At 28.4% G+C, this 23,020-nt stretch carries 20 protein-coding genes; 3 read left to right on the top strand and 17 right to left on the bottom strand.

The annotated features are described in order from the left end of the window. Positions 1 to 27: 27 nt before the first annotated feature. Together Q0870_RS11345 and Q0870_RS11350 are read right to left on the bottom strand one after the other, a co-directional pair. A complete protein-coding gene (locus tag Q0870_RS11345; RefSeq protein WP_298555596.1) occupies positions 28 to 642 on the bottom strand; it encodes a sugar transferase in 615 nt (204 codons plus the stop codon). Positions 643 to 781: 139 nt separating this feature from the next. After that, positions 782 to 1,840 (bottom strand): hypothetical protein, encoded by a 1,059-nt coding sequence (locus tag Q0870_RS11350; RefSeq protein ID WP_298555597.1) that lies wholly within the window; start codon positions 1,838 to 1,840, stop codon positions 782 to 784. 76 nt (positions 1,841 to 1,916) lie between these two features. Between Q0870_RS11350 and Q0870_RS11355 the strand changes: the two genes are divergently transcribed. After that, positions 1,917 to 2,774: a formyltransferase family protein gene (locus Q0870_RS11355; RefSeq protein ID WP_298555598.1), complete on the top strand. Its 858-nt coding sequence runs from the start codon at positions 1,917 to 1,919 to the stop codon at positions 2,772 to 2,774. 3 nt (positions 2,775 to 2,777) lie between these two features. Here Q0870_RS11355 and Q0870_RS11360 read toward each other — a convergent pair whose 3' ends face one another. The 15 genes from Q0870_RS11360 to Q0870_RS11430 all read right to left on the bottom strand — a co-directional run bounded on the left by Q0870_RS11360 (position 2,778) and on the right by Q0870_RS11430 (position 20,251). Beyond that, positions 2,778 to 3,017, bottom strand: coding sequence for an acyl carrier protein (locus Q0870_RS11360; protein WP_298555599.1), 240 nt, complete (start codon positions 3,015 to 3,017; stop codon positions 2,778 to 2,780). Between the two features lie 2 nt (positions 3,018 to 3,019). Then, a complete protein-coding gene (locus Q0870_RS11365) occupies positions 3,020 to 4,513 on the bottom strand; it encodes an AMP-binding protein (RefSeq protein WP_298555600.1) in 1,494 nt (497 codons plus the stop codon). 11 nt (positions 4,514 to 4,524) lie between these two features. Next, the gene (locus Q0870_RS11370) at positions 4,525 to 5,622 is read right to left on the bottom strand and encodes a hypothetical protein (protein ID WP_298555601.1); all 1,098 of its coding nucleotides are present in this window, start codon (positions 5,620 to 5,622) and stop codon (positions 4,525 to 4,527) included. A gap of 10 nt (positions 5,623 to 5,632) precedes the next feature. Then, entirely contained in the window at positions 5,633 to 6,790 is a 1,158-nt protein-coding gene (locus Q0870_RS11375; RefSeq protein WP_298555603.1) for a glycosyltransferase family 4 protein, read from the bottom strand. Position 6,791: 1 nt separating this feature from the next. Beyond that, positions 6,792 to 8,702: an asparagine synthase (glutamine-hydrolyzing) gene (gene asnB, locus Q0870_RS11380; RefSeq protein ID WP_298555605.1), complete on the bottom strand. Its 1,911-nt coding sequence runs from the start codon at positions 8,700 to 8,702 to the stop codon at positions 6,792 to 6,794. Between the two features lies 1 nt (position 8,703). Next, the gene (locus Q0870_RS11385) at positions 8,704 to 9,855 is read right to left on the bottom strand and encodes a glycosyltransferase family 1 protein (protein WP_298555606.1); all 1,152 of its coding nucleotides are present in this window, start codon (positions 9,853 to 9,855) and stop codon (positions 8,704 to 8,706) included. Positions 9,856 to 9,857: 2 nt separating this feature from the next. Beyond that, entirely contained in the window at positions 9,858 to 10,922 is a 1,065-nt protein-coding gene (locus Q0870_RS11390; RefSeq protein WP_298555607.1) for a glycosyltransferase, read from the bottom strand. A 19-nt stretch (positions 10,923 to 10,941) separates the two neighbouring features. After that, entirely contained in the window at positions 10,942 to 11,520 is a 579-nt protein-coding gene (locus Q0870_RS11395; RefSeq protein ID WP_298555608.1) for a serine acetyltransferase, read from the bottom strand. Between the two features lies 1 nt (position 11,521). After that, positions 11,522 to 12,718: an O-antigen ligase family protein gene (locus Q0870_RS11400; RefSeq protein ID WP_298555609.1), complete on the bottom strand. Its 1,197-nt coding sequence runs from the start codon at positions 12,716 to 12,718 to the stop codon at positions 11,522 to 11,524. A gap of 18 nt (positions 12,719 to 12,736) precedes the next feature. After that, entirely contained in the window at positions 12,737 to 14,290 is a 1,554-nt protein-coding gene (locus tag Q0870_RS11405; protein ID WP_298555611.1) for a hypothetical protein, read from the bottom strand. 10 nt (positions 14,291 to 14,300) lie between these two features. Continuing rightward, positions 14,301 to 15,251, bottom strand: coding sequence for a glycosyltransferase (locus tag Q0870_RS11410; protein ID WP_298555613.1), 951 nt, complete (start codon positions 15,249 to 15,251; stop codon positions 14,301 to 14,303). Positions 15,252 to 15,330: 79 nt separating this feature from the next. After that, positions 15,331 to 16,611, bottom strand: a complete 1,281-nt coding sequence (locus Q0870_RS11415) for a nucleotide sugar dehydrogenase (RefSeq protein ID WP_298555614.1) — start codon at positions 16,609 to 16,611, stop codon at positions 15,331 to 15,333. Positions 16,612 to 16,617: 6 nt separating this feature from the next. Further along, on the bottom strand, positions 16,618 to 17,997 hold the full coding sequence (locus tag Q0870_RS11420; protein WP_298555616.1) for a nucleotide sugar dehydrogenase: 1,380 nt from the start codon (positions 17,995 to 17,997) through the stop codon (positions 16,618 to 16,620). A gap of 4 nt (positions 17,998 to 18,001) precedes the next feature. Continuing rightward, complete coding sequence (locus Q0870_RS11425) at positions 18,002 to 18,985, bottom strand: SDR family oxidoreductase (protein WP_298555618.1); 984 nt, start codon at positions 18,983 to 18,985, stop codon at positions 18,002 to 18,004. A 219-nt stretch (positions 18,986 to 19,204) separates the two neighbouring features. Further along, positions 19,205 to 20,251, bottom strand: coding sequence for a hypothetical protein (locus Q0870_RS11430; RefSeq protein WP_298555620.1), 1,047 nt, complete (start codon positions 20,249 to 20,251; stop codon positions 19,205 to 19,207). 655 nt (positions 20,252 to 20,906) lie between these two features. On the opposite strand from Q0870_RS11430, the gene Q0870_RS11435 reads away from it, so the two are divergent. Both Q0870_RS11435 and Q0870_RS11440 read left to right on the top strand, forming a co-directional pair. After that, on the top strand, positions 20,907 to 22,064 hold the full coding sequence (locus Q0870_RS11435; RefSeq protein WP_298555622.1) for an MBOAT family O-acyltransferase: 1,158 nt from the start codon (positions 20,907 to 20,909) through the stop codon (positions 22,062 to 22,064). Then, on the top strand, positions 22,065 to 22,988 hold the full coding sequence (locus Q0870_RS11440; RefSeq protein WP_298555624.1) for a hypothetical protein: 924 nt from the start codon (positions 22,065 to 22,067) through the stop codon (positions 22,986 to 22,988). Positions 22,989 to 23,020 lie beyond the last annotated feature (32 nt).

Below are 23,020 nucleotides of genomic sequence, written 5' to 3' on the forward strand. Positions count from 1 at the left end.
CAAATTGATTTAAAGTTCACAAATTACTTAATTCATATTTGACCCTGTAAATTCAGGCATATTTATTTCCCCACCGTTATTTATTCCTTCAGGAATAATAATTCGTTTAATAGTAAGAAAAATGATTTTTATATCTAAAATGAAAGATTGATTTTCAACGTACCAGACATCTAAATTAAACTTTTGCTCCCAAGAGATAGAATTCCTTCCTTTTACCTGAGCCCAACCTGTAATACCTGGTTTTACATCATGTCTTTTCTTTTGCTCATTATTATACAAAGGCAAATACTTAGTTAATAGTGGTCTTGGTCCAACAAGGCTCATGTCTCCTTTGACAACATTTAATAGCTGCGGGATTTCATCTAAAGAATACTTTCTTAAAAAACCACCAATTTTAGTAACTCGATTTAGACTATGAATATTTTCATTTGATTCTGACTTATAGTCAGCCATAGTTTTAAATTTTATTATTTCAAATAATTTGCCGTTTTTCCCAGGGCGCTCTTGAAAAAAGAAAGGTTTACCGTTATTTACCATTAATAAACAGAAAAAAACAAATAAAAAAATAGGGGATAGCATAAGCAAGGCGATTAATGCTGCGAAAAAATCTAATACCCTTTTAATTATATTGTATGAATTCATATGGTAAAAATAGTACGGTTTAACCTATTAAACTATATTTTACGCTAAAGCGTAAATATTTTTGATTAGGAGTAAATTTTGAGATTAGCAATAGACATATTTTATTAATTAGTAAATTCTATAATCTTAAAATTTATAATTACTGTTTTTGAAAATAATTATTAATTACACTAGCAATATATTCTATATCTAAATTGTTATATCTATAATCAACATGTATATTAAGAAAATACCCATATTTAATTGAGTTATTGGGCCATAGCAAGGATGGATAAACAGAATGAAATATTAAATATTCCTTAAACTCATTTAATTCGATAATATTTTGAAAGAGAAGCGTTAATCCAAATGGTGTAGTATCATTATTTAAAATTGAAAATTTATTATTTTGGTTTATTAGCTTAACTATTTTTTCAAAATTATTCTTTTTGAAATCTAAATAGTTATGTTTCAAATACTCTTTAAGTATAACTTTATGTTTAGTGTCAATTTCAAATAAATCGTAATTATTGTGCATTTTGTTTTCTGCATCATAAACTAATTCTAAAAATTCTTTCTTTAAATCTTCATCTATACCTTCTTTTTTTTCGAATTCTTGCTTTTTTAGCATAGCGTTGGAAATATTAGTCCATATATTTTTAAAATAATCAGAACCGTTTACTTCTATAACTCCTAGTTTATCGCCATTTGGTATCCAAGCAATTCCTCCTAATGGAGTAGGTACAGATTTTCTTAAAGAAGCAAAGCAAAAATCTGCATTACTTTCTATACAGGATTTACTCAACCAACCATGTGAATGATCTTCAACTATTTGAAAGTTTTTTTCAGTGTAATTTATTAAGCATTCTGATGTTCCCCAGAAATTATTTATTAAAATAATATCATTTTCTTTTAAAAAATTGCTTCCATCTATTATATATGAGTTATTTGCTGGTTTAACTTCATAAAACTTAATGTTATTATAGTTTTGTTTAAGCCAATGTGTTACATGCTGGCAATAATATTCAGGAACCCAAATAATATTTACTTTGTTTATTTTATTTATATTTTCAATAATATATTTTATAGCATGTCTCCCTGAATAGAATAATTTATTATTCTTTGGAATAAAACTATTAGGGAAATCTTTAAAAAACTCAGAGTCAATGTGTGAAAAAAAAGAACCATAGCCTTTTTTTTCTTTTATATTATTGTTCATGTTTCGCAATGTATTAAAAATGGATATAAATGAATAGATTTGTATCTGTAAATATTTAAATTTTATAAGAAACATAATGGGCAACAAAAAAAATATTGTTTTAATTGGTTCTAGGGTATATGTTATTGAAGAGTTGTTGAAAGATAAAGAATTTATAAACCTATCAATTTATGCTTTAAAGAATAGTTTTTTGGAAACTTACTCTAATGAAAAAGGGTTAGTTTTTAAAACTTTTTCAATGGATAAAAAACAAAAATGTTTGGATGAATTATTAGCCTTAAATTTTGATGTTTTAATTTCCAATGGCTGCCCTATATTATTTCCTGTAAACAGATTTGGTTCTAATCAAATACTTATAAATGTACACCCTACATACCTGCCACATTTACAAGGAAAAACACCAATGAATGGTGTGTTTTATTTAGATTATGATTTTTACGGAGCAACTATGCATTATATAGATAATGGGGTTGATACTGGAGATATTATTTATCAACAAAAGGAAGAATTAACAAATGATATTGATTTAGGGCTTTTATATCATTTAGCTATGTCTATGGAAGGAGTTGTTTTTATCAAAGGCTGGAAAAAATTAAAAGAAGCTGATTTTAAAAACATAGGGATTAAGCAACTTGAAAAAGGCACTTATTTTAATAGAACTATTACAATGCAAACCTTAAATTTTGAAGAAGACAATACAGTAAATCTTTTACGCAAAATTAAAAGTTTTGGTGTCGATACACAAGGTTGTATTGCAAAAATCGAACTTAAAAATTATAAAATATTCGAAGCAGAAGTCATAATACATATACCTCTTCTTAAAAAATTCGAGAATGCCAAACCAGGTGAACTTGTCTTAAATTATGACGGAAATTTTTTAATTAAGACGATTGATGGTTTACTAAAAATTAAGAAATATGAGTTAATAATTTAGCCTTTATATTTCTTTTTTTATAGTATCAATTAAATCTCCCACATTATTCATACCCATTAAATCCATTAGTTTAAACTTAATATTAAGTGTGTTTTCTATATCTGTAATAATCATCATATGTGTCACAGATTCCCATCCATCAACATCATTTGCGGTTGTTGATTCTGTAAGTTTAAAATTATCATGTTCTAGTACTTTTATAAAGGACTGATTTATAGATCTTAAAATATCTTCTTTATTCATTTTTAATCTGTTTTTATTAAATTTCTCAATGCTTTTCTGTCTAATTTACCATTAGTGTTATGTGGAAAGTTATCAAGAAAAAAATATTTTGTAGGCACCATATAGTTTGGTAGTACACTTTGTAAATGGTTTTGTAATTCTTTAATATCAAATGCTTTACCTTCTATTACTAGTGCTATTTCATTATTTCCATTACTATTATTTATATCAATTATGGAGAGATTATTTTTTGTTATAACTTTTTTTGAGTGAAATTCGATTTCTCCTAATTCAACTCTAAAACCTCTAATTTTTACCTGAAAATCTTTACGTTCTATATACATTAAATACCCTTCTGAATCTTCATAGCATATATCACCAGTTTTGTAAAATTGTTCTAGTATTCCATTAACTTCTTTCGTGAAAAACGAAGCAGAATTTAAAGTGTCATTTTTCCAATAACCAAGCGTTACTTGTGGCCCAGATAAACATAGTTCCCCTTCATCACCACTTTCTATGATATTATTCTTATCATCAATAATAAGATGATTAAAACCTTTTAATGGTTTTCCTATTGAAATTACGCCATTATGCGATTTACCTAGTGTATTAGAGTATGTGTGATAAGTGCTGCATACTGTACATTCTGTAGGGCCATAATGATTATATAATTTACTATTTGGAATACATTTTAGCCATTCTTTTACAATATCCTCATAAAGTTTTCCGCCACCAAAAATACAATACCGAACACTAGTTGCATATATTTCAGAAAAATATGGGCGCAGATAGTGTATTATTGAAGGCACCATTTTTAATACTGTTAACTCATACTTTTGTAAAAGTTTAAAAATATGAAAGTATTTCATGCTACCTGGCGGAACAGTATAACTACATGCACCTGATAAAAATGCTGGTAAAAATGCAGTAAGTGAGGCATCAAAAGTAAGGTCGTACATTTGTAAACACCTATCAGAATCGTTTAAAATGTATTCTCCATCATATGTTAATGCATATATTAATGAATCTACATTTTTTAGTGTTATAGGAATTCCTTTTGGTTTTCCAGTACTTCCACTAGTAAATAAAATATATGCTATTCCGTTCTGGTTAATTTCTCCCTCTTTAATTTTATATGAATTATAACCTATATTATGAGTTGGTAATACAGAAAATGCTTCGTCATTAAAAGCATCTATATTTGAATTTAAAATATAACTAGCTCCTGTAGAATTTAAAACCTCTTTATTTCTTTGCATGGGCGCCGATGGGTTTATTGGTATATACGCTTTGTTTTCAAACCAAAGTGCAAAAATAGAGGCATAGGTTTGAATATCATCATTTGTTATTAAACCAATAAACTTTTCCTTAGAAGATATTTCTGTTTGAATTAATTTTCTAATTTTTAAAATTTGTTCAGAAAAGGCTTTATACGTATAAAAAACATCATTAATACATAATGCATTTTTGCTAGCATGTTTTTCAAAAGATTTTTTAAGATTTGGTATGAGGTTCATGAAAAAATTAATTATGCAAAATTACCATCTTGATCTGTTATATGGATGTTTTTTGTTTCTAAATTTACATCTTTATGTACAAGGGTAAATATTTCTCTTTTTTTAGTATGAGTACTAAAATACCTTCTATTTAAGCTTCTACCTAGTTTATCATTTTCAGTATGGATTATAGTTGCCTTTGCTAATATGAAATTATCCATCAAGGCGTCTACACAATAATCATAATTATCTTCACTAGTTATAAAATATCGAATATGAAACTCTGTATTCCTTACTAGAATTGAAATAAAACCAATAATAGTCTCTTTTTTAACCAAAAAATTAAGGTTGTAAATATTGCTTGTAGAACTATTAATTAAACAATAATGTGAGGATTTATATTTGTTTTTAACTTGTGTGTATTGGCTATTATCTATTTGCCAATTGATATATACGGGTGTTTTTACAACTAAATCATTTTTTAAAAAGGGTTCAATATATTTCCATGAATGGTTATCTATAAAAGAAATATATTCATAAGTTAAACCTTTAACACGCTTTTTGTTTTTAAACTTATTAATTATCGCAGTAAAATTATAAGAGAGAGAGGATATGAGTTTTACTAATGGTTTAACCGTGCGTAACTTTCTTATATTATTTAGTAAAAGTTCGGAGTCTAAACTAAAAACAATTATATGCTTATTTCGTTTCGAAAACTTAGTAAACGGTTGTTTTTCATAATACGGAATCGTTTCTTGACCAATATATTTTATAATAGCCTGGTTTTTAATTGCTTTAAAAGACAAGCTTCTAGTGTAAGTTGAAAGAATAGTGTCTTTGTATTTATCTGCAATCCACCATCTACGACTCCAAAATACTTTCTTAATACCTTGAGGTGTGTTAATTAAATCTGGAATCATATAAATAAATGCGACTATATCTTGTTTTTCATAACCTAGAATAGCACATACATCGTCATTTTCAATTCTATCATTTTCAAGTAGCCATTTTGCCTTGCTCTTAGAAAAAGGAATATTTTTAGATTGATAACCCCAATAGGTGTTATTATCAACAGCTTCTTTTAGAAGAGCTTTAGTTAACGTAATGATTTCTAAATCTTCTGATTTCATATAGTTATTACTATTTGAGTAGTGTTTGGTATTCTTTTAATAGAGCCTCCCAAACTTCCTTTCTTTCATAATTTGAGACAATATTTTTTCTTGATTTAACCCCCATGTTTTTAGATTCTACTTTATTTAAATAAACAAAATTCATAGAATTAGCTAAGGCCTCACTATCTTTTACTGGTATAATTAATCCATTTACATTATGATCAATAATTTCATTGCATCCATTTATATCTGAAACGATACACGCCAATTCCATAGCTGCACCTTGCATTACAACATTAGGGAATCCTTCTCGATAACTAGGGAAGGTAAGTGCATCTGAAATTGAAAAATATGGTTTTACATCTTGAACCCAACCTGTAGAAATTATATTTTTATTTTTATTAATAATTTTTATTGTTTCGGGTAGTAATGGGTCTAATTCACTTTCATAATCACCAACCATTAATAATTTTATATTATTGATTTTTTGATTTAATTTATTAAAAGCTTGAACTAATTCGTTAACACCTTTATCTTTTACTATTCTTCCCGCAAAAACATAAATATAATCGTCTTTTGAGATGCCAAGTTTTTCTTTTAACTCTTGTTTGAATTTTGTATCATATAAATTTGGATTAAAATCTGAGGTATCAATCCCGTTAGAACTTCCTTTGCCAATTACTTTTAGTTTATCATTATTGGTAAACTTATTTTCTAAAATTATATTTAATAAACCATAAGAATTGGGATATATTTTTGTAGCACATTTATAGGTGAATTTTTCAACTATATTTAATAGGTTACGTTTTGAGCCAGTTACTTCAAGAAGAGGCAGACCTGCTATAGTATGAAGCCTGTGTGGTACTTTGGCTAAATATGCGGCAAGCATGGATAAAGTTCCTGCTTTTGGAGTATGTGAATGTACAATATCTGGTGATTCTCTTTTAAAAAGCTTATAAAGCTTCCAGACAGCAACAATGTCTTTAATTGGGGTTATTTGCCTTGTCATTTCAATAGCCTCAATACGAATTTCTTCTTTAGCACCAACTTTTTCAATTTGGTTATCATCTCCTTTTGATGAGACTCCTAAAATTTCGTAATAATTGGACATAAATTTTAATTGTCCAGAAAGAAGTCCACCCAAAGAAGCAGGAACAGTTGTAACTCTAATAATTTTATTCTTCATATTAGAGGCGGTTATATATGTTGTGATACCACTTTTGAAAACAATAAAAAGTCCATACTTTAAAGGTGCTATCCTCTTTTCCTGATATATGATTTTTTACCAAATTTATCATGTTATCTACATGAAAAATATTTTGATCAATTAACTCTTTCTCATTAATATAACTTTCTAATTCAGCTCTAAGTCCAGATTTTAACCAGTCTCCAACCGGAGCGCCAAAGCCACTTTTGCTTTTATCTAAGAAGTCCTTTGGGAACTGGTCTCTAAAAGCTTCCTTAAGTATATATTTTTTGTTCCAACCTTTCATTAAATATTCTTCTGGCAAGGTATTGGTGTAATTCCAAACTTTTTTATTTAAAAAAGGTGCTCTACATTCTAAAGAATTTAGCATACTGGTTCTATCAACTTTTACTAGCATATCTCCTTCAAGACTGGTTACCTTGTCAATTAACCTAAAGTCAGTTAAAGTTTTAGGATGTTTGATACCCGTATCTTCTTTATAGACTCCAAATAATTCTTCATTTAAATATTTTGGTAATAGAAAATCGCCTAAAGCGTTTTTTTGAAAGCCTAATGATAAGATATCCCAATAATATTCACCACCGTTATAATCAATAGAGTTTAATAATCTTTTAACTTTAAATCTTTTACCTCTTTTATCACTAGATGTTTTAAGTAGAGGAGAAGTTGTACTTGTAATTAGATTATGTAAACCTTTAGGAATTAGGTTGGTGTATTTTGTGTTTAATTTCCCAATATAGTATTTATTATATCCTCCAAAAACTTCATCGCCACCATCACCAGTTAATGCTACTTTAACATGGTCTTTGGTTCTGTTTGAAACTAAATAGGTTGGGAGTGAGGAAGAATCAGAAAAAGGTTCATCAAAGTTCAATAATATTTTATTTACATCTTGAGCTAAATCTTTTTCATTTATAATGAATTCATGATGATTACTATTAATCAATTTTGCTACAACTCTAGATTTATCACTTTCATCATAAGATTTTTTCTCAAACCCTATAGAAAATGTATCAATAGGTTTAGAGGTAAATTGAGATAGGCATAGTGAAACAACTGAGGAATCAACTCCACCAGAAAGAAAAGTACCAATAGGCACATCAGATACGGCTCTACTTGTAACACTTTCGTACATTAAATCTTTTACATTTCTTTTGGCCTCATCAAAAGAAATATCATTTTTTGATGTTTTATTATTAGTTTCTTTTTCTATTTGGTGAATTAAAAAGTTATTATTCTCTAAATTAAATTCTATAAAATGATTCTGTTTTAATTTATGAATATCTTCATAGATTGTATATGGTGCTGGAATATATGTAAGTCTAAAATAAAGATTAAGACCTTTACTGTTAATGGCTGGCTTTTTGTCAATAATACTTACAACAGATTTTAATTCTGAAGCCCAAATGAATTGACTTTCGCTCTTGTAATAGTATAAAGGTTTTTCTCCAAAAAAGTCTCTTGCTACATATAGTTTGTTTTTGTTTTTGTCATAAATACTGAAACCAAACATGCCGTCAAGCTCTTTAAATGACTCTACACCAAACTTTTCATATAGCTTTAAAATAACTTCAGTATCACTTGTTGTTTTAAAAGTTACCCCTAAATTTTTTAATTTCTCTTTTAATTCTCTGTAATTATATATTTCTCCATTAAAAACAATTACAATACTTTTATCATCAGAAAAAATTGGCTGTTTACCAGAACTTAAATCTATAATTGATAGTCTACGCATTGCCATTGCAATAGAGTGTGAATCATTCGATTCGCAGAACACACCATCTTCATCAGGGCCACGATGAAAAATTAAGGTATTCATTTTATTCATATCAGCTTTGAGCTGTTCTTCGCTTTCGCGTTTAAATTTTATATATCCGTTAATTCCACACATTTTAATTCTTGTTTAAATAAAAGGTCTGTAGGTTTTTTGCATTTTCATAAATGTCATATCCTCCCTTTTTAATTTGATTTAAAGTATTTTTCCTAGTATAACTAATTTGCGATAAAGCACTATCTGCCCATAATAATTCAGGTTTATCCAGATCTATATAAGTTATAAGTCCAGTAATATCGACTTCTTTAGTAACTGTACTTGAGGTTACTATTTTTAAGCCAGAAGCTTGAGCTTCTACTAAAGTTACTGGTAAACCTTCATATAAGGATGGGAATAAAAATAAATCAAAGCCTTGCAGTAACTCTGGGATGTTATCTCTCAAACCTAAAAAGTGTACATTTTTAGAAATATTTAAGCGTTCTGTTTCTTGTTTTATCTTTTTCTTTAGATTGCCTTCTCCAATTAATAGCAATACGCAATCATTATCTTTTTTATAGATTTCATTGAAGATTTTTATTAATAAAAAATGATTTTTTTGTTCATTAAAACGCCCAACATGTCCAATTACTTTCTTATTAGTTAAGTTAAATTCTTTTTTAATCGTATTGGATTTTTCTGGATTATATGTGAACAATGAAGCGTTAATTGCATTATTTATAATGATTACATTTTCTTTGCTTTTTAGTCCGAAAAGCCAATCTCCAGCTTTTTCGCCACATGCAAAATAATGAGTAGCAACTTTGGCAACTTTTCCTCTTATTAAAGATTGAATAGAATCTTTGATAGTTGCTTTAATATCTGTGTTTTTTTTGAATATTTTTTTCAATACTCCAGACTCTACAGCTAAGTGGCTATGTGCTATTCTACAAGGAATTTTTTTGTTTTTTGCAACACTTAAAACAATACTACTAAGAGCGTTTAAGTGAGAGTGTACTATCAAATATTCGGGATGTTTCTCAAAAAAGATATTTAATTCTTTTTTGTATAAGAAATAGTTTTTTGGAGATATTGAAGGCATTCTATAAATTTTACCTCCGAGCGACTCAATTTCATCATCAAAAAAACCTCTTTCTTCTCTATGAAGTAAAAAATCAAATTGTATTTTGGTTCTGTCTACATGCCTATAATAATTCATTATCATAGTCTCTGCACCGCCCAAATTCATTATTGTTAAAACCTGTAAAACTCTAATAGGTTTTTCCTTATCCATAATTAATTAAATAACGTTTCGTATTGTTTAATAATATTCTTTTTATCAAACTTATTTTCTACTGTAGCTCTTACATTTCGAGGATGCAAAGGTAGTCTATTGTTTAAATAGTAAAAATAATCTTCTTCGTTTTCAACTAAATACCCGTTAACTTGATGTTCAATAATTTCTTTAGTGCCTCCGGGAACATTAAAAGCTAAAACAGGTGTGCCTACAAAACAACTTTCTAAAACGGTATTAGGAAACCCTTCTACATAAGACCCTTGAAGAAACAGATCATTTAAAGCCATATATTTTGAGACTTCTTTAGTAAATGGAATATATGTAAATTTATCTTCTAGCTCATTGGTTTTAATTGCTGTGAGTATATTTTCTTTTAATGGACCATCTCCAATGATTGTGTAATGAAATGGGAACTTCAATTTAGAAAGCAATTTGATAACCCTTAATTGCCCTTTTTCTTTACTTAACCTTCCAACAGTAATAAATTTAATTACTTTTTGAGTACTTATATTAATTTCCTTTAAAGAAGGCAAATTTGTTATAGGGTTATTTATAATAACAATACGTTGTTTATTAACATTATAGATGTTTTCAAAATCTTCAGCCATATCTTTTGACTGACAAATAATTTTATCAACCATCTTATAGCTTTTTCTAGACAAAAAAGAATAAATGTTAAATATTTTTTTTGCTTTTTGTTGACCATGGATTTTCCCCATTAAAGAAATAACACTAGCCTCCCTAATTATAAATCTAGTATTATAAAAAAGAGGAGACATGAGTCCCATAATTGTATTTAAATGTCCAATAGAACTTACAACTACTTTAGGTTTGTGTTTTAATAAATACCAGAATATGTAAGGTATTGCATGTAAAACTCTGTGTTTTTCTAAAAAATCAACTTCTATACTATCTATAGAATAGGCAGAATCTTTTTTATAACCTGTTATTAGTAATCGACTATCATAATTATTTTGATTTATATTTTGAGCAATAAAAGAAATAACACGTTCTGCGCCCCCAGCTGTCAGCGTAGGTAGAATGAAGAGTATTTTTTTTTTCATATGATGAAATGATAAGACTTTATTTAATATGCTTAATTATTCTTTTAATATCAATTTTTTTAATTTTTTCAGCTGGGTTACCTGCTAATAAAACCCCATCTTCTTCAAAAGATTTATTAACTACAGTATTAGCACTAATGGCTACATTATTTCCAATTTTTATGTTTCCATATATTTTGGCTCCAGGTCCAATGTATACATTATCACCTATTTGTGGGGCTTCCGGTTTTCCGCCAGATGCTCCAATATTTGTGCAGGCATGAATTCTACAATTAGCACCAACTTTAGTATTACTGTTTATTACAATAGTTCCGTAATGAACTATTGATAGCCCAGGGCCAAATACATTTATTGGTATTGAAAATCCAAGTTTTAAAGATTGTTTACGAAACTTTAATTTAAGAAAACTACAAATAATTTTCCCTAATAAACTATTTAGTTTACAGTTATTGTAATATTCAACTTTTCTTAAAGTTTTTTGAAATTCCCATATATAATTTGGTGCAATAATTTTTCGAATAATACTGTATTCTTCTGTATTAAGCGCTTTTTTGTCAGCTTTCAAATAGGATTTATAAGTTTGCTTCGAATTAATCATGTTATATTTTTTTTCTATAAACCGAACTATCAAAAAATGCAAGGGATATGATTAGAGTCCTAGTATACCAAATATTATTAGCTAAAAAGCATTCAAAAGTAATTAATGCAATAAAAATTAAATAAAAAAATTGAGGTGTTTCAAAAGCAAGTTTTATACTATACCCTAAATAGATTAAAAATATGATTAATGTTACAATACCGAAATTTACTGCTAAATATAAAAAGTAATTGTGAGTGTCTAGAGAGTTAAACCTTCTATCAGATGTATAACTGGTTCCGTACCCTAAAGGCTTTTGTTCAAAATCATTCCAATATTTCATTAATACTACAGCTCGACCACCAGAATTACCACCTTCATCAATAGTAACTTTACTTTTTCCTAAGAACATGTCCATGCGTTCGCCAGCAGCTCCTCTAGAAAATGCAGGAAAATTTTCTTTTATGACTTCTGAAAAAGATAATAATGCTATGAATAGTATTGATAAAAGTAATCCTAATTTTATAGAGTTAATCATGACTGTTTTTGGTTTGATTAGAAATTTCGAGCTCCAATCATTCATAGTCCCTAAAACTAAAATTAATATAACTGATGCCATGCCGCCCCGGGAAAGTGTTAAAAAAACCGTTACTAACATAAATGTAATAGTAATATATCTCCATTTTTTGTTATTATTTACCAAAACTAAGACCCCAAGGGCTAAAAATTTTATACCAGAGGCTGCTTGGTTTGGGTTTTCTCCAAAACCACCTTTTCTTACAGCTTCAGATAATTTTTTACTATATGCTGGTAAACCTATAAAGAAATCGTAGAGTAAACTCCCTCCTAAAACTAAAAGTGCTGTTGCCAATACCAATAGCACCGTTTGTTTGCTTTCAACAATAAAGAAGTGCAGTGAAAAAGAATAGAGTATTAAAGTCATAAAGTTTAATCCTATTTCTGTAGTTATTACATCAATTGGAGCGTCTGAAAAAGAAGAATAAACGATAGAAATTAAAATTATAAAAAATAAAAACTTAAAGCTATGACTTTTGAAAGTACTATAAAAGTCTTTTATAGAATAGTTTAATATAAATAATCCCATGAATAAAGGAATAAAAAATGATGCTGGAGCTACAGGAACAATATTAATACGGTACAAAAAAATATCCGAGTAAGAAGCAAATAAAACAAGTAAAACACCGAGAATATATTTCATTTTTAATTGTTAATGGATTTAGTGCTTATGATTTTTTTTTAATTTTTTTTTAATGAGCGGATAAAAACGATTTATTAAATTTTTAAACCCCTTACTAAATAATCTTAAAACCATAAAATAAACCAATAAAAAAACAATTCCAAGTTTTGTTAACTTATATATCAGTATAAATATACTGCTACTCATTTCAGTATCAAATAAATGGAATATAAAATAAAACAAGCCACTTGCAAATGATAAATAAATTAAATGTTGAATAAATCCTTTCCAATAAACCGCCGTACTAACTTTAAAACCTTTTGCGAATAAGTAATAAGGTCTCCAAAGCATAACTACAATAAATTGACTTATTATAGTACCAATAAAAACACCTAGTATACCATATTTTATAACAAAAAAAATAGAGAATACTAAATTTATAATACTTTGCACAACTGGTGACCAAATATCGTCATACAGTCCATACGCTTGTTTAAAACTGTCTACGGGTTGTCTGGTTTGAAAAATAAAAAATATGATTACCAGAGCAGCTAAAACAGAATTTGTTAGCAAATATTTTTCACCTAACCATAAAATAATAAAATCATCTAGGCCTATATACATTAGTAGTAGCGTTGTGCCAGCAAAATAAAAACGTAAAGCCATCATTTCCCAGAACACTTTGAGCATATTCTTGATGTCATTTTCGGCAACTAAGTTACCAACACTTGCATTTGTACCATCAAATAATTTATTTACTAGAATATTAATATTTCCCATAACCATTTGATAATTACCCACAAATGCAACAGCAGCAGGGTTTATTAAAGCAAATATCACAATATTATCTGTCCCAGTTGTAACGAAACTTCCTAGTTTATGAAAACTTATTTGTTTGATTTTTTTTAGAAGAGGTTTGTTTCTTTCTTTTACCTCTTGATTAGTTTTAAAATTGAAAATAAGCCATGGGTAAATTTTTTTTATTTTTTTTCGTAAAATGAAAACTCCAATAAACGGTGCTAAAAGTTCTAAAGTTACCCAAAGAGTAATGCTTTTAAAATACAAAAGAACTAAGCATTGAACTATTAATTTACTAATGTGTATAGTTTGATAAATTTTGACATTCACATAAGACTTTTGATCAGCTTCTAAGAGAAACATGTGATAAGTAAAAAAGTAATTAATTAGATTTCCTACTATTAATGAGAAAAACAAATAAATAATTATTGAAAGACTTGTATCTGTTTCTTTGAATAATAAAGGAAAAAATAGAATCAGTGTACAACCAGATATTAAGACAAATAGTCCGATTTTTTTATATAAATAGCCTAAGTAACCAATAATTTCGTTGATTTTTTCTCTATCGTTTTCAAAAATAGGTTTATACAGGGAAAATCCAACTGCGGCACCTATACCAAGCTCAGACAAGTTTAAAAACATGAGCATGCTTCTCAATGTGCCTTCAACACCTAAAAACTCATCTCCTAAATTTTCCAAAAAAATGTTTCTGGCAAAAAATTGAACGACAACATAGGCTAATTGGAAAACTAGCGCAATCCAGCCGTTTTTTAGGGTTAAACTTAATCTAGACATTTTATAAAAATCACTTCCTTTTTTTATTAGTTCTAACAAATTGTGATAATAATGATATTATCTCCATCAATTTAATAGGAAGTTTTATAACCATCGATGCTCTTAAGCTTTTATTTTCGCTATGTTTTACTCTAGCAATTTCAGTTTTTATTTTTTTTCTGAATTTACAGTCTGGATCGATATGTTTGTTTCTACTTAAAAGAAAAAAATGATCAGTATAATAATAAGTTATATAGTCATTTACAGTTCTATTAATCATTGGGTGATTTGGCACGTTATTTTTTATATACTCTGTAGCTCGGATACCTGTTTTTGTTTTTTTTAGAGTATACTCACTACGTATAACACTCATGTTATCCGTGTTGTAGTGGTAAAAAGGACTATTTAAATACCCCATGTGAGACACTCTTTTTAATACATCGATAGTATAAAAAACATCTTGATGTATAATTTTAGGAATAAATCGCATATCACTAACAAGTGAGCTTTTATAAATTCTTCTCCAAACAGAAAAACTTGAGGTCTTTATAATTTTATTAGTAGCGGTGAGGGCGTCTTGTATAACAAATTTATTATCGAATTTTCTGTTTTTAATAATAGTGTCAGGTTCAATTTCTAAAACTTCAAGGTTATTTTCAAGCATTAACCTAACCATTACTTCCAACATAGAACTATGTATAGAATCATCACTATCAACAAATGAAATAATTTGACCTGTTGCTGTTTCTAACCCTGAGTTTCTTGCAACACTCGAACCGCTATTTTTTTGATCTATTACTATAATGCGCGAATCTTTTTCGGCATATTGATCACAAATAATCTTACTATTGTCCGTTGAACCATCATTAATTAAAATAATTTCTAAGTTTCTATAAGTTTGATTGATTAATGAATCAATACACCTCTCTAAGTAAAGTTCAACATTATAGACAGGTACAATAATACTAATCTTGTTTTTCACGTTAAGTTATTTTTTGAATATCGAATAGTATTTTTAAATTAATTAAACCTATAAAATGTTGAGTTTATATAAGCTTGTCTTATAGACAACCATCAGATTTTTTTAATATACCTTTTACATCATAAATAATTCCATTTGGGTTCAAATAATTCTCTAAATTTAAATCTAAAAACTCTTTATGAGCTACTGTTAATACAATAGCATTAAATTTATTATCATTCATTAGTTTTTGAGTAGTTTCTAGATTATATTCATGCTTTACTTCTTCCGGGCTTGCCCAAGGATCGTAAATGGTGATGTCAGTCCCGTAAGACTGTAATTGGTTGATTACATCTACAGCTTTAGTATTTCTAACATCAGGACAATTTTCTTTAAAAGTGATACCAAGGGCTAGAATTTTAGAACCTTTAATATGTATATCTTTTTTAATCATGAGTTTTATAATCTCAGAAGCGACATATTGTCCCATTCCATCGTTAACTCGACGTCCTGCTAAAATTATTTCAGGATGATATCCTACTTCTTGAGCTTTCTGAGCAAGATAATAGGGGTCAACACCAATACAGTGTCCTCCAACTAAACCTGGTTTAAATGGTAAAAAGTTCCATTTAGTTCCTGCTGCTTCTAAAACCGAATGTGTATCAATATCCATTAGGTTGAATATTTTAGCAAGTTCATTAACAAAAGCAATATTAATATCGCGTTGCGAATTTTCTATAACTTTTGCAGCCTCAGCAACTTTAATTGTTGGAGCTAAGTGAGTTCCAGCTGTAATAACATTTGCATATAGGGCATCTACTTTTTTACCAATTTCAGGAGTAGAACCAGCAGTAACTTTTAAAATTTTATCTACGGTATGTAATTTATCACCTGGATTTATTCTTTCAGGAGAATAACCTGCATAAAAGTCTTTGTTAAATTTTAGACCGCTCACTTTTTCTAAAACGGGTATACATTCGTCTTCGGTAACACCAGGATATACAGTAGATTCATAGATAACTATATCTCCTTTTTTTAAAACCTTACCGACAGTTTCACTAGATTTATAAAGTGGTGTTAAGTCAGGTCGATTATTCTTGTCTATCGGTGTTGGAACAGTTATTACATAATAATTGCAATCTTTTATATCATTAAGATTTGCAGAACAGATAAGTCCATTAGCATTATTCTGTTCAGATTTTAAAACTGATTTTAAAACAACAGACTCAACCTCGAGGGTGGAATCGTTTCCGTTTGATAATTCATTAATTCTATTTTGATTAATATCAAAACCAACGACGTTATATTTTGTTGCAAAAAGTCTTGCTAGAGGCAGACCAACATAGCCTAATCCAATAATAGCGATTTTATCTTTATTCATAATTAATTATTGACCAATTGAATAATAATTAAATCCAATTGCATTCATTTTATCTTTATTTAATAAGCTTCTACCATCAAAAATAAAAGCTGGTTTTTTCATTTGCTTATATATTTTTTCCCAATCATAGGCTTTAAACTCATCCCATTCAGTCATAATAGCAATTGCATGTGCGTCTTTTATAGCATCATATGGCGATGATGTACATAAGATTCCATTCTTGTTTTCTTCTTCAGTTCTTGTATCTAAGTAATTTAAATCACTCAAAATTTTATTTTCAGGAACTTTAGGGTCATAAACGGAAAGGTTTGCTTGCTCATTTAATAAATGGTCAGCAACGTAGATAGCTGCAGATTCTCTTGTATCATTAGTGTCCTTTTTAAAAGCCCAACCTAATAGGGCGATTTTTTTGCCCGAAACTGTATTATAAAGTGTTTTTATTAGTTGATCTGAAAATCGTCTTTTTTGGTGGTCATTCATTATAATAACCTGCTCCCAATAATCTGCTACTTCATTTAAATTGTATGTTCTGGCAATATACACAAGGTTTAAAATATCTTTTTGAAAACATGAACCCCCAAAGCCTACAGAAGCATTCAGAAATTTTGAACCAATTCTAGTGTCCATGCCTATAGCCTTAGCAACTTCGTTTACATTGGCTCCAGTTTGTTCACACAATTCTGAAATTGCGTTAATAGAAGACACACGTTGTGCTAAAAACGCATTGGCTGTTAATTTTGATAATTCTGATGACCAAAGATTGGTTCTTAGAATTTTTTCTTGAGTAACCCATGTTCCATAAATTTCAGCTAAACTTTCAATGGCCATTTCTGACTCTCCTCCAATTAATACCCTGTCCGGATTTAATAAATCTTCAACAGCTGTACCTTCAGCTAAAAATTCTGGATTAGATAGAATATGAAACTTAATATCATTTTCTGTATTATGAAGAATACTTTTAATAGCTTCTGCTGTTCTCACAGGAAGCGTAGATTTTTCAACTACGATTTTATCGGTTTTTGCGACATCAGCAATATTTCTAGCGCATAGTTCTATATACTTAAGATCAGCAGCCATTCCTTTACCTTTACCATAGGTTTTTGTAGGTGTGTTTACCGAAATAAAAATCATTTCAGACTCATCTATGGCAGAATTAATATCTGTAGAAAAAAACAAGTTTTTATTTCTAGTTTCTTTTACTATGTCTGCCAAACCAGGTTCGTAAATTGGTAATTTTGACAAATTAGAATCATTCCAAGCCGCTATTCGTTCAGAATTTATATCAACAATAGTGATTTTTAGATTTGGATTGTTTTTGGCAATTACAGCCATTGTGGGACCGCCTACATAGCCAGCTCCAATACAACAAATACTTTTTACTAACATAATTTTATAGGTTTTTCCAATACCAAGTTACAGCTTCTTTTAACCCGTTGCTGATATCAAATTTGGGGTTGTAATTTAATAATTGTTTTGCTTTATCAATAGAAGCTAAGGAGTGAGGGATATCTCCAGCTCTGTTCTCTCTATGTTTAATTTCAACATGTTTAATTTTACTGTCAAATTCTGAAAGATATTCTTTTAGATAAGCGGTTAATTCAACTAATGTAGTTCTTTCTCCATAAGCACAATTATAAACGTTATTTAGAGCTTCCTTGTTTTCGGTAGTTATAGCTCTAATATTCATTTGTACAACATTATCAATATACGTAAAATCTCTAGAATATGTGCCATCTCCATTAATTATGGGAGATTCATGATTAATGAATTGTTTTACAAACAAAGGAATAACAGCAGCATAAGCACCGTTAGGGTCTTGTCGCCTTCCAAATACGTTAAAATAACGTAAGCCTATAGTGTCTAAACCATAGGTCTTATTAAAAATTTCAGCATATAATTCGTTTACATATTTTGTAATAGCATAAGGGGAAAGGGGGTTCCCAATTTTATCTTCAATTTTAGGAAGGGCTTCTGAATCACCATAAGTTGAAGAACTAGCTGCGTAAACAAATCGCTTTACTTTGGCATCTCTAGCAGCTACAAGCATATTTAAAAATCCTGAAGTATTAACATCGTTTGTAGTTATTGGGTCATTTATAGACCTAGGTACAGACCCTAGTGCAGCTTGATGCAAGATGAAATCTACACCATTACAACCATTATGGCAATCATCAAGATTTCTTATATCACCTTCTATAAGCTTAAAATTTTCATTTTCAAGAAAAGGCTCAATATTTTTGCGCTTACCTGTTGCAAAATTGTCCAAACAGACAGTATTAATATTATTCGCTAAAAGTGTTTCACATAGGTTAGAACCTATAAAACCAGCGCCCCCAGTAACAAGAACAGTGTTTTTTTGTAATCTTTCAATCATTCGATTTGGATTTAAATGTATTTCGGCGCAAATATTAGAAAAAATATCTTAACAATTCGGATTATTATATAAACTAGGTGTTTTTTACGATAAAATTCATTTTATTTGAGAATAAAACTTAATCGATGAAATCGAACATATATCTATTTTAAACTTTTTTAATTGCTATATAATTATCTGTAATTTTAGAAAAGGATATATTTTATGTTTTTTAGGGTACTAGTCATTTTCATAAATCTGCAATAAAGTATTTAAAACTAATTTATCTGGTCGCATATAATCATTATAATATTTATAGTTCCTGTTCATCATATCAGACAATAGTTCTTTGTTTTTTAGTAAAAAATGAGTTTGATTCATTAATTCATCTTCATTATTAAATGTTAGGTAGTTTTTAGTATTCTCAAAATTTCCGGAAGGTTTATATATTAATGGTTCTGATATTATAGCCCTAGAGGCAGCAACATATTCTCCAAATTTCCAGCCAATGGAATTGTGTAATCCACTAGTGGAAATACAAATATTATGTTCTCTTATTGTCTTTAAAAAAGATTCTCTATTTGTTAAAGAACTTGGCATTATTAGGTCATTTGAATATTTAATTGAAAAAAAATCTTTTTGAAGACCTCCTGTAAATTGCTTCCCAAATTCTTTTTTACAGACATTGATACAACGTACTCTATTTTTGTTAATAAGTTCTCTTTCGGTTTTCAAATGATTTAGTGTCTCACTGTTTGGATCCCATAAACGTGTTATGAATAAAATCTTGGTGTTTTTGTGCGGAATAGGAAAAAACTCGAAATCTTTACTGTAAAAGAATGTTTTTTTATAAAATTTTGAAATAATATAATTATTTTTTATAAAATCCTTACTGTTTTCTATAAGACCCTTTTTGAATTTACCTTCTGGTTGTATACCTATATTTAAACCTAAAGGATAAACTTTACAATTATTCGGTTTATAATCAAGAATTTGTTTATTATAACTTCTTTTAAAGTAATAATCCACATTCATGTGGTCTTTAAAGTATTGGAGATTTTCTTGAACTGAGCCTTTTATCCAATTAAAGCCATCTAAAGTATCGTAAATCACAGTATATTTATTGTCAATAACTACTTTTAGTATTGGTATATTAGCATTACCAGTAAAAGTTTTTACTGAAAGATCTATGATTCCTAATTTCTTGAGTTTTTCAAACCCATCATATATTTGGGATAGATGTAGTGATGGAAAATAATTTAGCTCACATTTAAATAATGGTTTCATGGTTCTTTACTTATAAATATTCGAAAGTTTCTTAGGATTAGTAAGTAATTAAGTTTTTGCAAAGATGTGAAAAAATATCTAATCAATATCATAATATTGTTCTAAGTATTGATTTTTATTACAAAAAAATAATAGTAGTTCACAAATCTGTTAAAACTTGATTTATAATTATTTTGAATTGTTTGTGATTTTGCTTTTTTGTAACTCATGTTCGAGTTTTTGTTGAATAAGCTATGTTGATTTCTTGCAATAGTAGTATTTCAGTAAAATATTCTTCTGAAAATATTTACTATTAATTTTGTTGAACTTCTAAGAGGTGAGTTACTTTTATGTTCTTTTGATTCTCGAACTTGTTTATTCTGATTAAATTTCTAATTTTACCCAATCTAGTTATATTCATTAAAAAACAGATATGATTTTTAACTCACTAGCTTTTTTGATTTTTTTTCCAATAGTATTTATACTATATTGGTTTATCCTTAAAAAGCAGTTCAAAACCCAAAATGTTTTACTGCTAATTGCTAGCTATGTATTCTATGGATGGTGGGATTGGAGGTTTCTCTCCTTGATTGCTTTCTCTACAATTGTGGATTATTTATTGGGTTTAAAAATTGACGAGACAGAAACCAAAAAAAAGTTTTATCTAATTCTAAGTTTGACAACAAATTTAGGGCTTTTAGCAACTTTTAAGTACTTTAATTTTTTTATTGACTCTTGGGTTAATCTTTGGTCAATTTTTGGATATGAAATGACCATGTCTACATTAAATATTATTTTGCCAGTTGGTATTTCATTCTATACTTTTCAGACTATGTCTTATTCTATTGATATTTATAGAGGAGAATTAAAACCCACAAAAAGTTTTATAAATTTTGCAACTTTTGTTAGCTTTTTTCCACAATTAGTTGCTGGCCCAATTGAAAGAGCTTCAAATTTAATTCCACAATTAGAAAATCAAAGAAAATGGAGTCATGCAAGATTTAAAGATGGCTTTTTTCAAATATTAATAGGTTTTTTTAGGAAAGTGGTTGTTGCTGATGCTATTGGAACTGTAATTGATGGTATATATAATGAACCGGATATTCATAATGCTTCAAGTGTTTTGATGGCGGTTGTTTTATATTCTTTCCAGATTTATTTTGATTTTAGTGGTTATTCAGATATTGCAATAGGTACAGCAAAACTTTTAGGATTTGATTTTAAACGAAATTTTAACCTTCCATACTTCTCTGTTTCAATAACTGAATTTTGGAGACGCTGGCATATGTCTTTGTCCAACTGGCTACGAGATTACTTGTATATACCGCTAGGGGGTAATAGGAAGGGAGTCAAGATTCAATATCGAAACCTGTTTGTAACAATGCTTTTAGGTGGTTTATGGCACGGTAGCTCTTGGAATTTTGTCATTTGGGGTGCAATACATGGTATTATATTAAGTGTTGAGAAAAGATTTAATTTGATTCCAAGAAAGTATAATTTTTTTAAAAATGGGTTTATTTTTTTTAGTGTTAGTTTAATTTGGGTGTTTTTTAGATCTTTAAATTTTCACGATTCTACTTTAATTTTTAAGAAAATTTTCACTGGTCATTATTTAATGCCGTATATAGGAAATATTAACAGTTTAATCATTTTGTTGTATGGTTTGTTTTTTGCTTTACTTTTTGATGTGATTCTGTTTAAAAGAAATATTCCACTTGAGAATTTTGGGTCTACTTTAAAAACTGTTAGTTTTGCAGTAATATCTGTTTTTATATTAATAAACATAGTTTTATTTTACTCCAGTGCTAGCAACTTTATATATTTTCAATTTTAAATGAAAAAATCTATAAAACTATTTTCACTAATTAGTTTGCTTTTTTTTGCAGCAGATAGGATAGTGTACAATACTATTAGTAGTATAGATAAACAGGTGTTTACTGGACAAACTGGTGGAAAGGTAAATCAATTTTTAACTCTAAAGGATTCAGTTAATTTATTGGTTTTTGGTAACTCAAGAGCTAGCCATCATTTGGATACAAAATTATTAGATTCCATTTCTTATAATGCAGGTGCAGATGGTAGTAGGATTGGTTATAGTACAGCACTTGTATCTGTTTTGGAAAAGAAAGAGCAAACTATTTTAGTACACATAGATCATTGGGATATTTATGATTCAGAATACAAAGGCAAAGATGTTTTAAGCTTCTTGAGTTTAGCTTCAAAAAATGAAGATATAAGTCGTTTTATTTCAGAGATTCACCCAAAAGAGATATATACATCAAAAATATTTAACTGCTATGTCTATAATGGAAAATTCTTAAGTTTGTTAAAAAATTATTTTTCGCCAAAATATGATGTTAACCATTATTATGGTTATGATCCTCTAACACCAAATCAAGAACAAAAAGAGATTTTTAAAAAATTAATTGATAAAACAGATTTTAAAAATTTTAATTATTCAGATTCAATTTCAATTTTGCCAAATCCAATAGTTGATAGTTTTATTGAAAAAATAAAAGTAAAATGTAAAAAAAATAATTCTAAGTTAGTGTTTTTTACTTCTCCTACGCTTAAAAATAATCAAGAAGGCCTATTGTTAAAAACTAAAGAATATTTTAACTCTAAGGGGGTAATTTATTATGATTACTCTAAATTCATTGATATATCAGATGTTAGCAATTGGCAAGATTTCACTCATATGTCAGAAAAGGGAGCTAACTTATTTACAAAAAAAATCAAAGAAGATATTTTAAACTAAATACTCATACAATTTAAAAGCTATCAATCTAT

It is taken from the genome of uncultured Algibacter sp. (genome assembly GCF_947487575.1).
In the GTDB taxonomy this organism is placed as follows: domain Bacteria; phylum Bacteroidota; class Bacteroidia; order Flavobacteriales; family Flavobacteriaceae; genus Algibacter_B.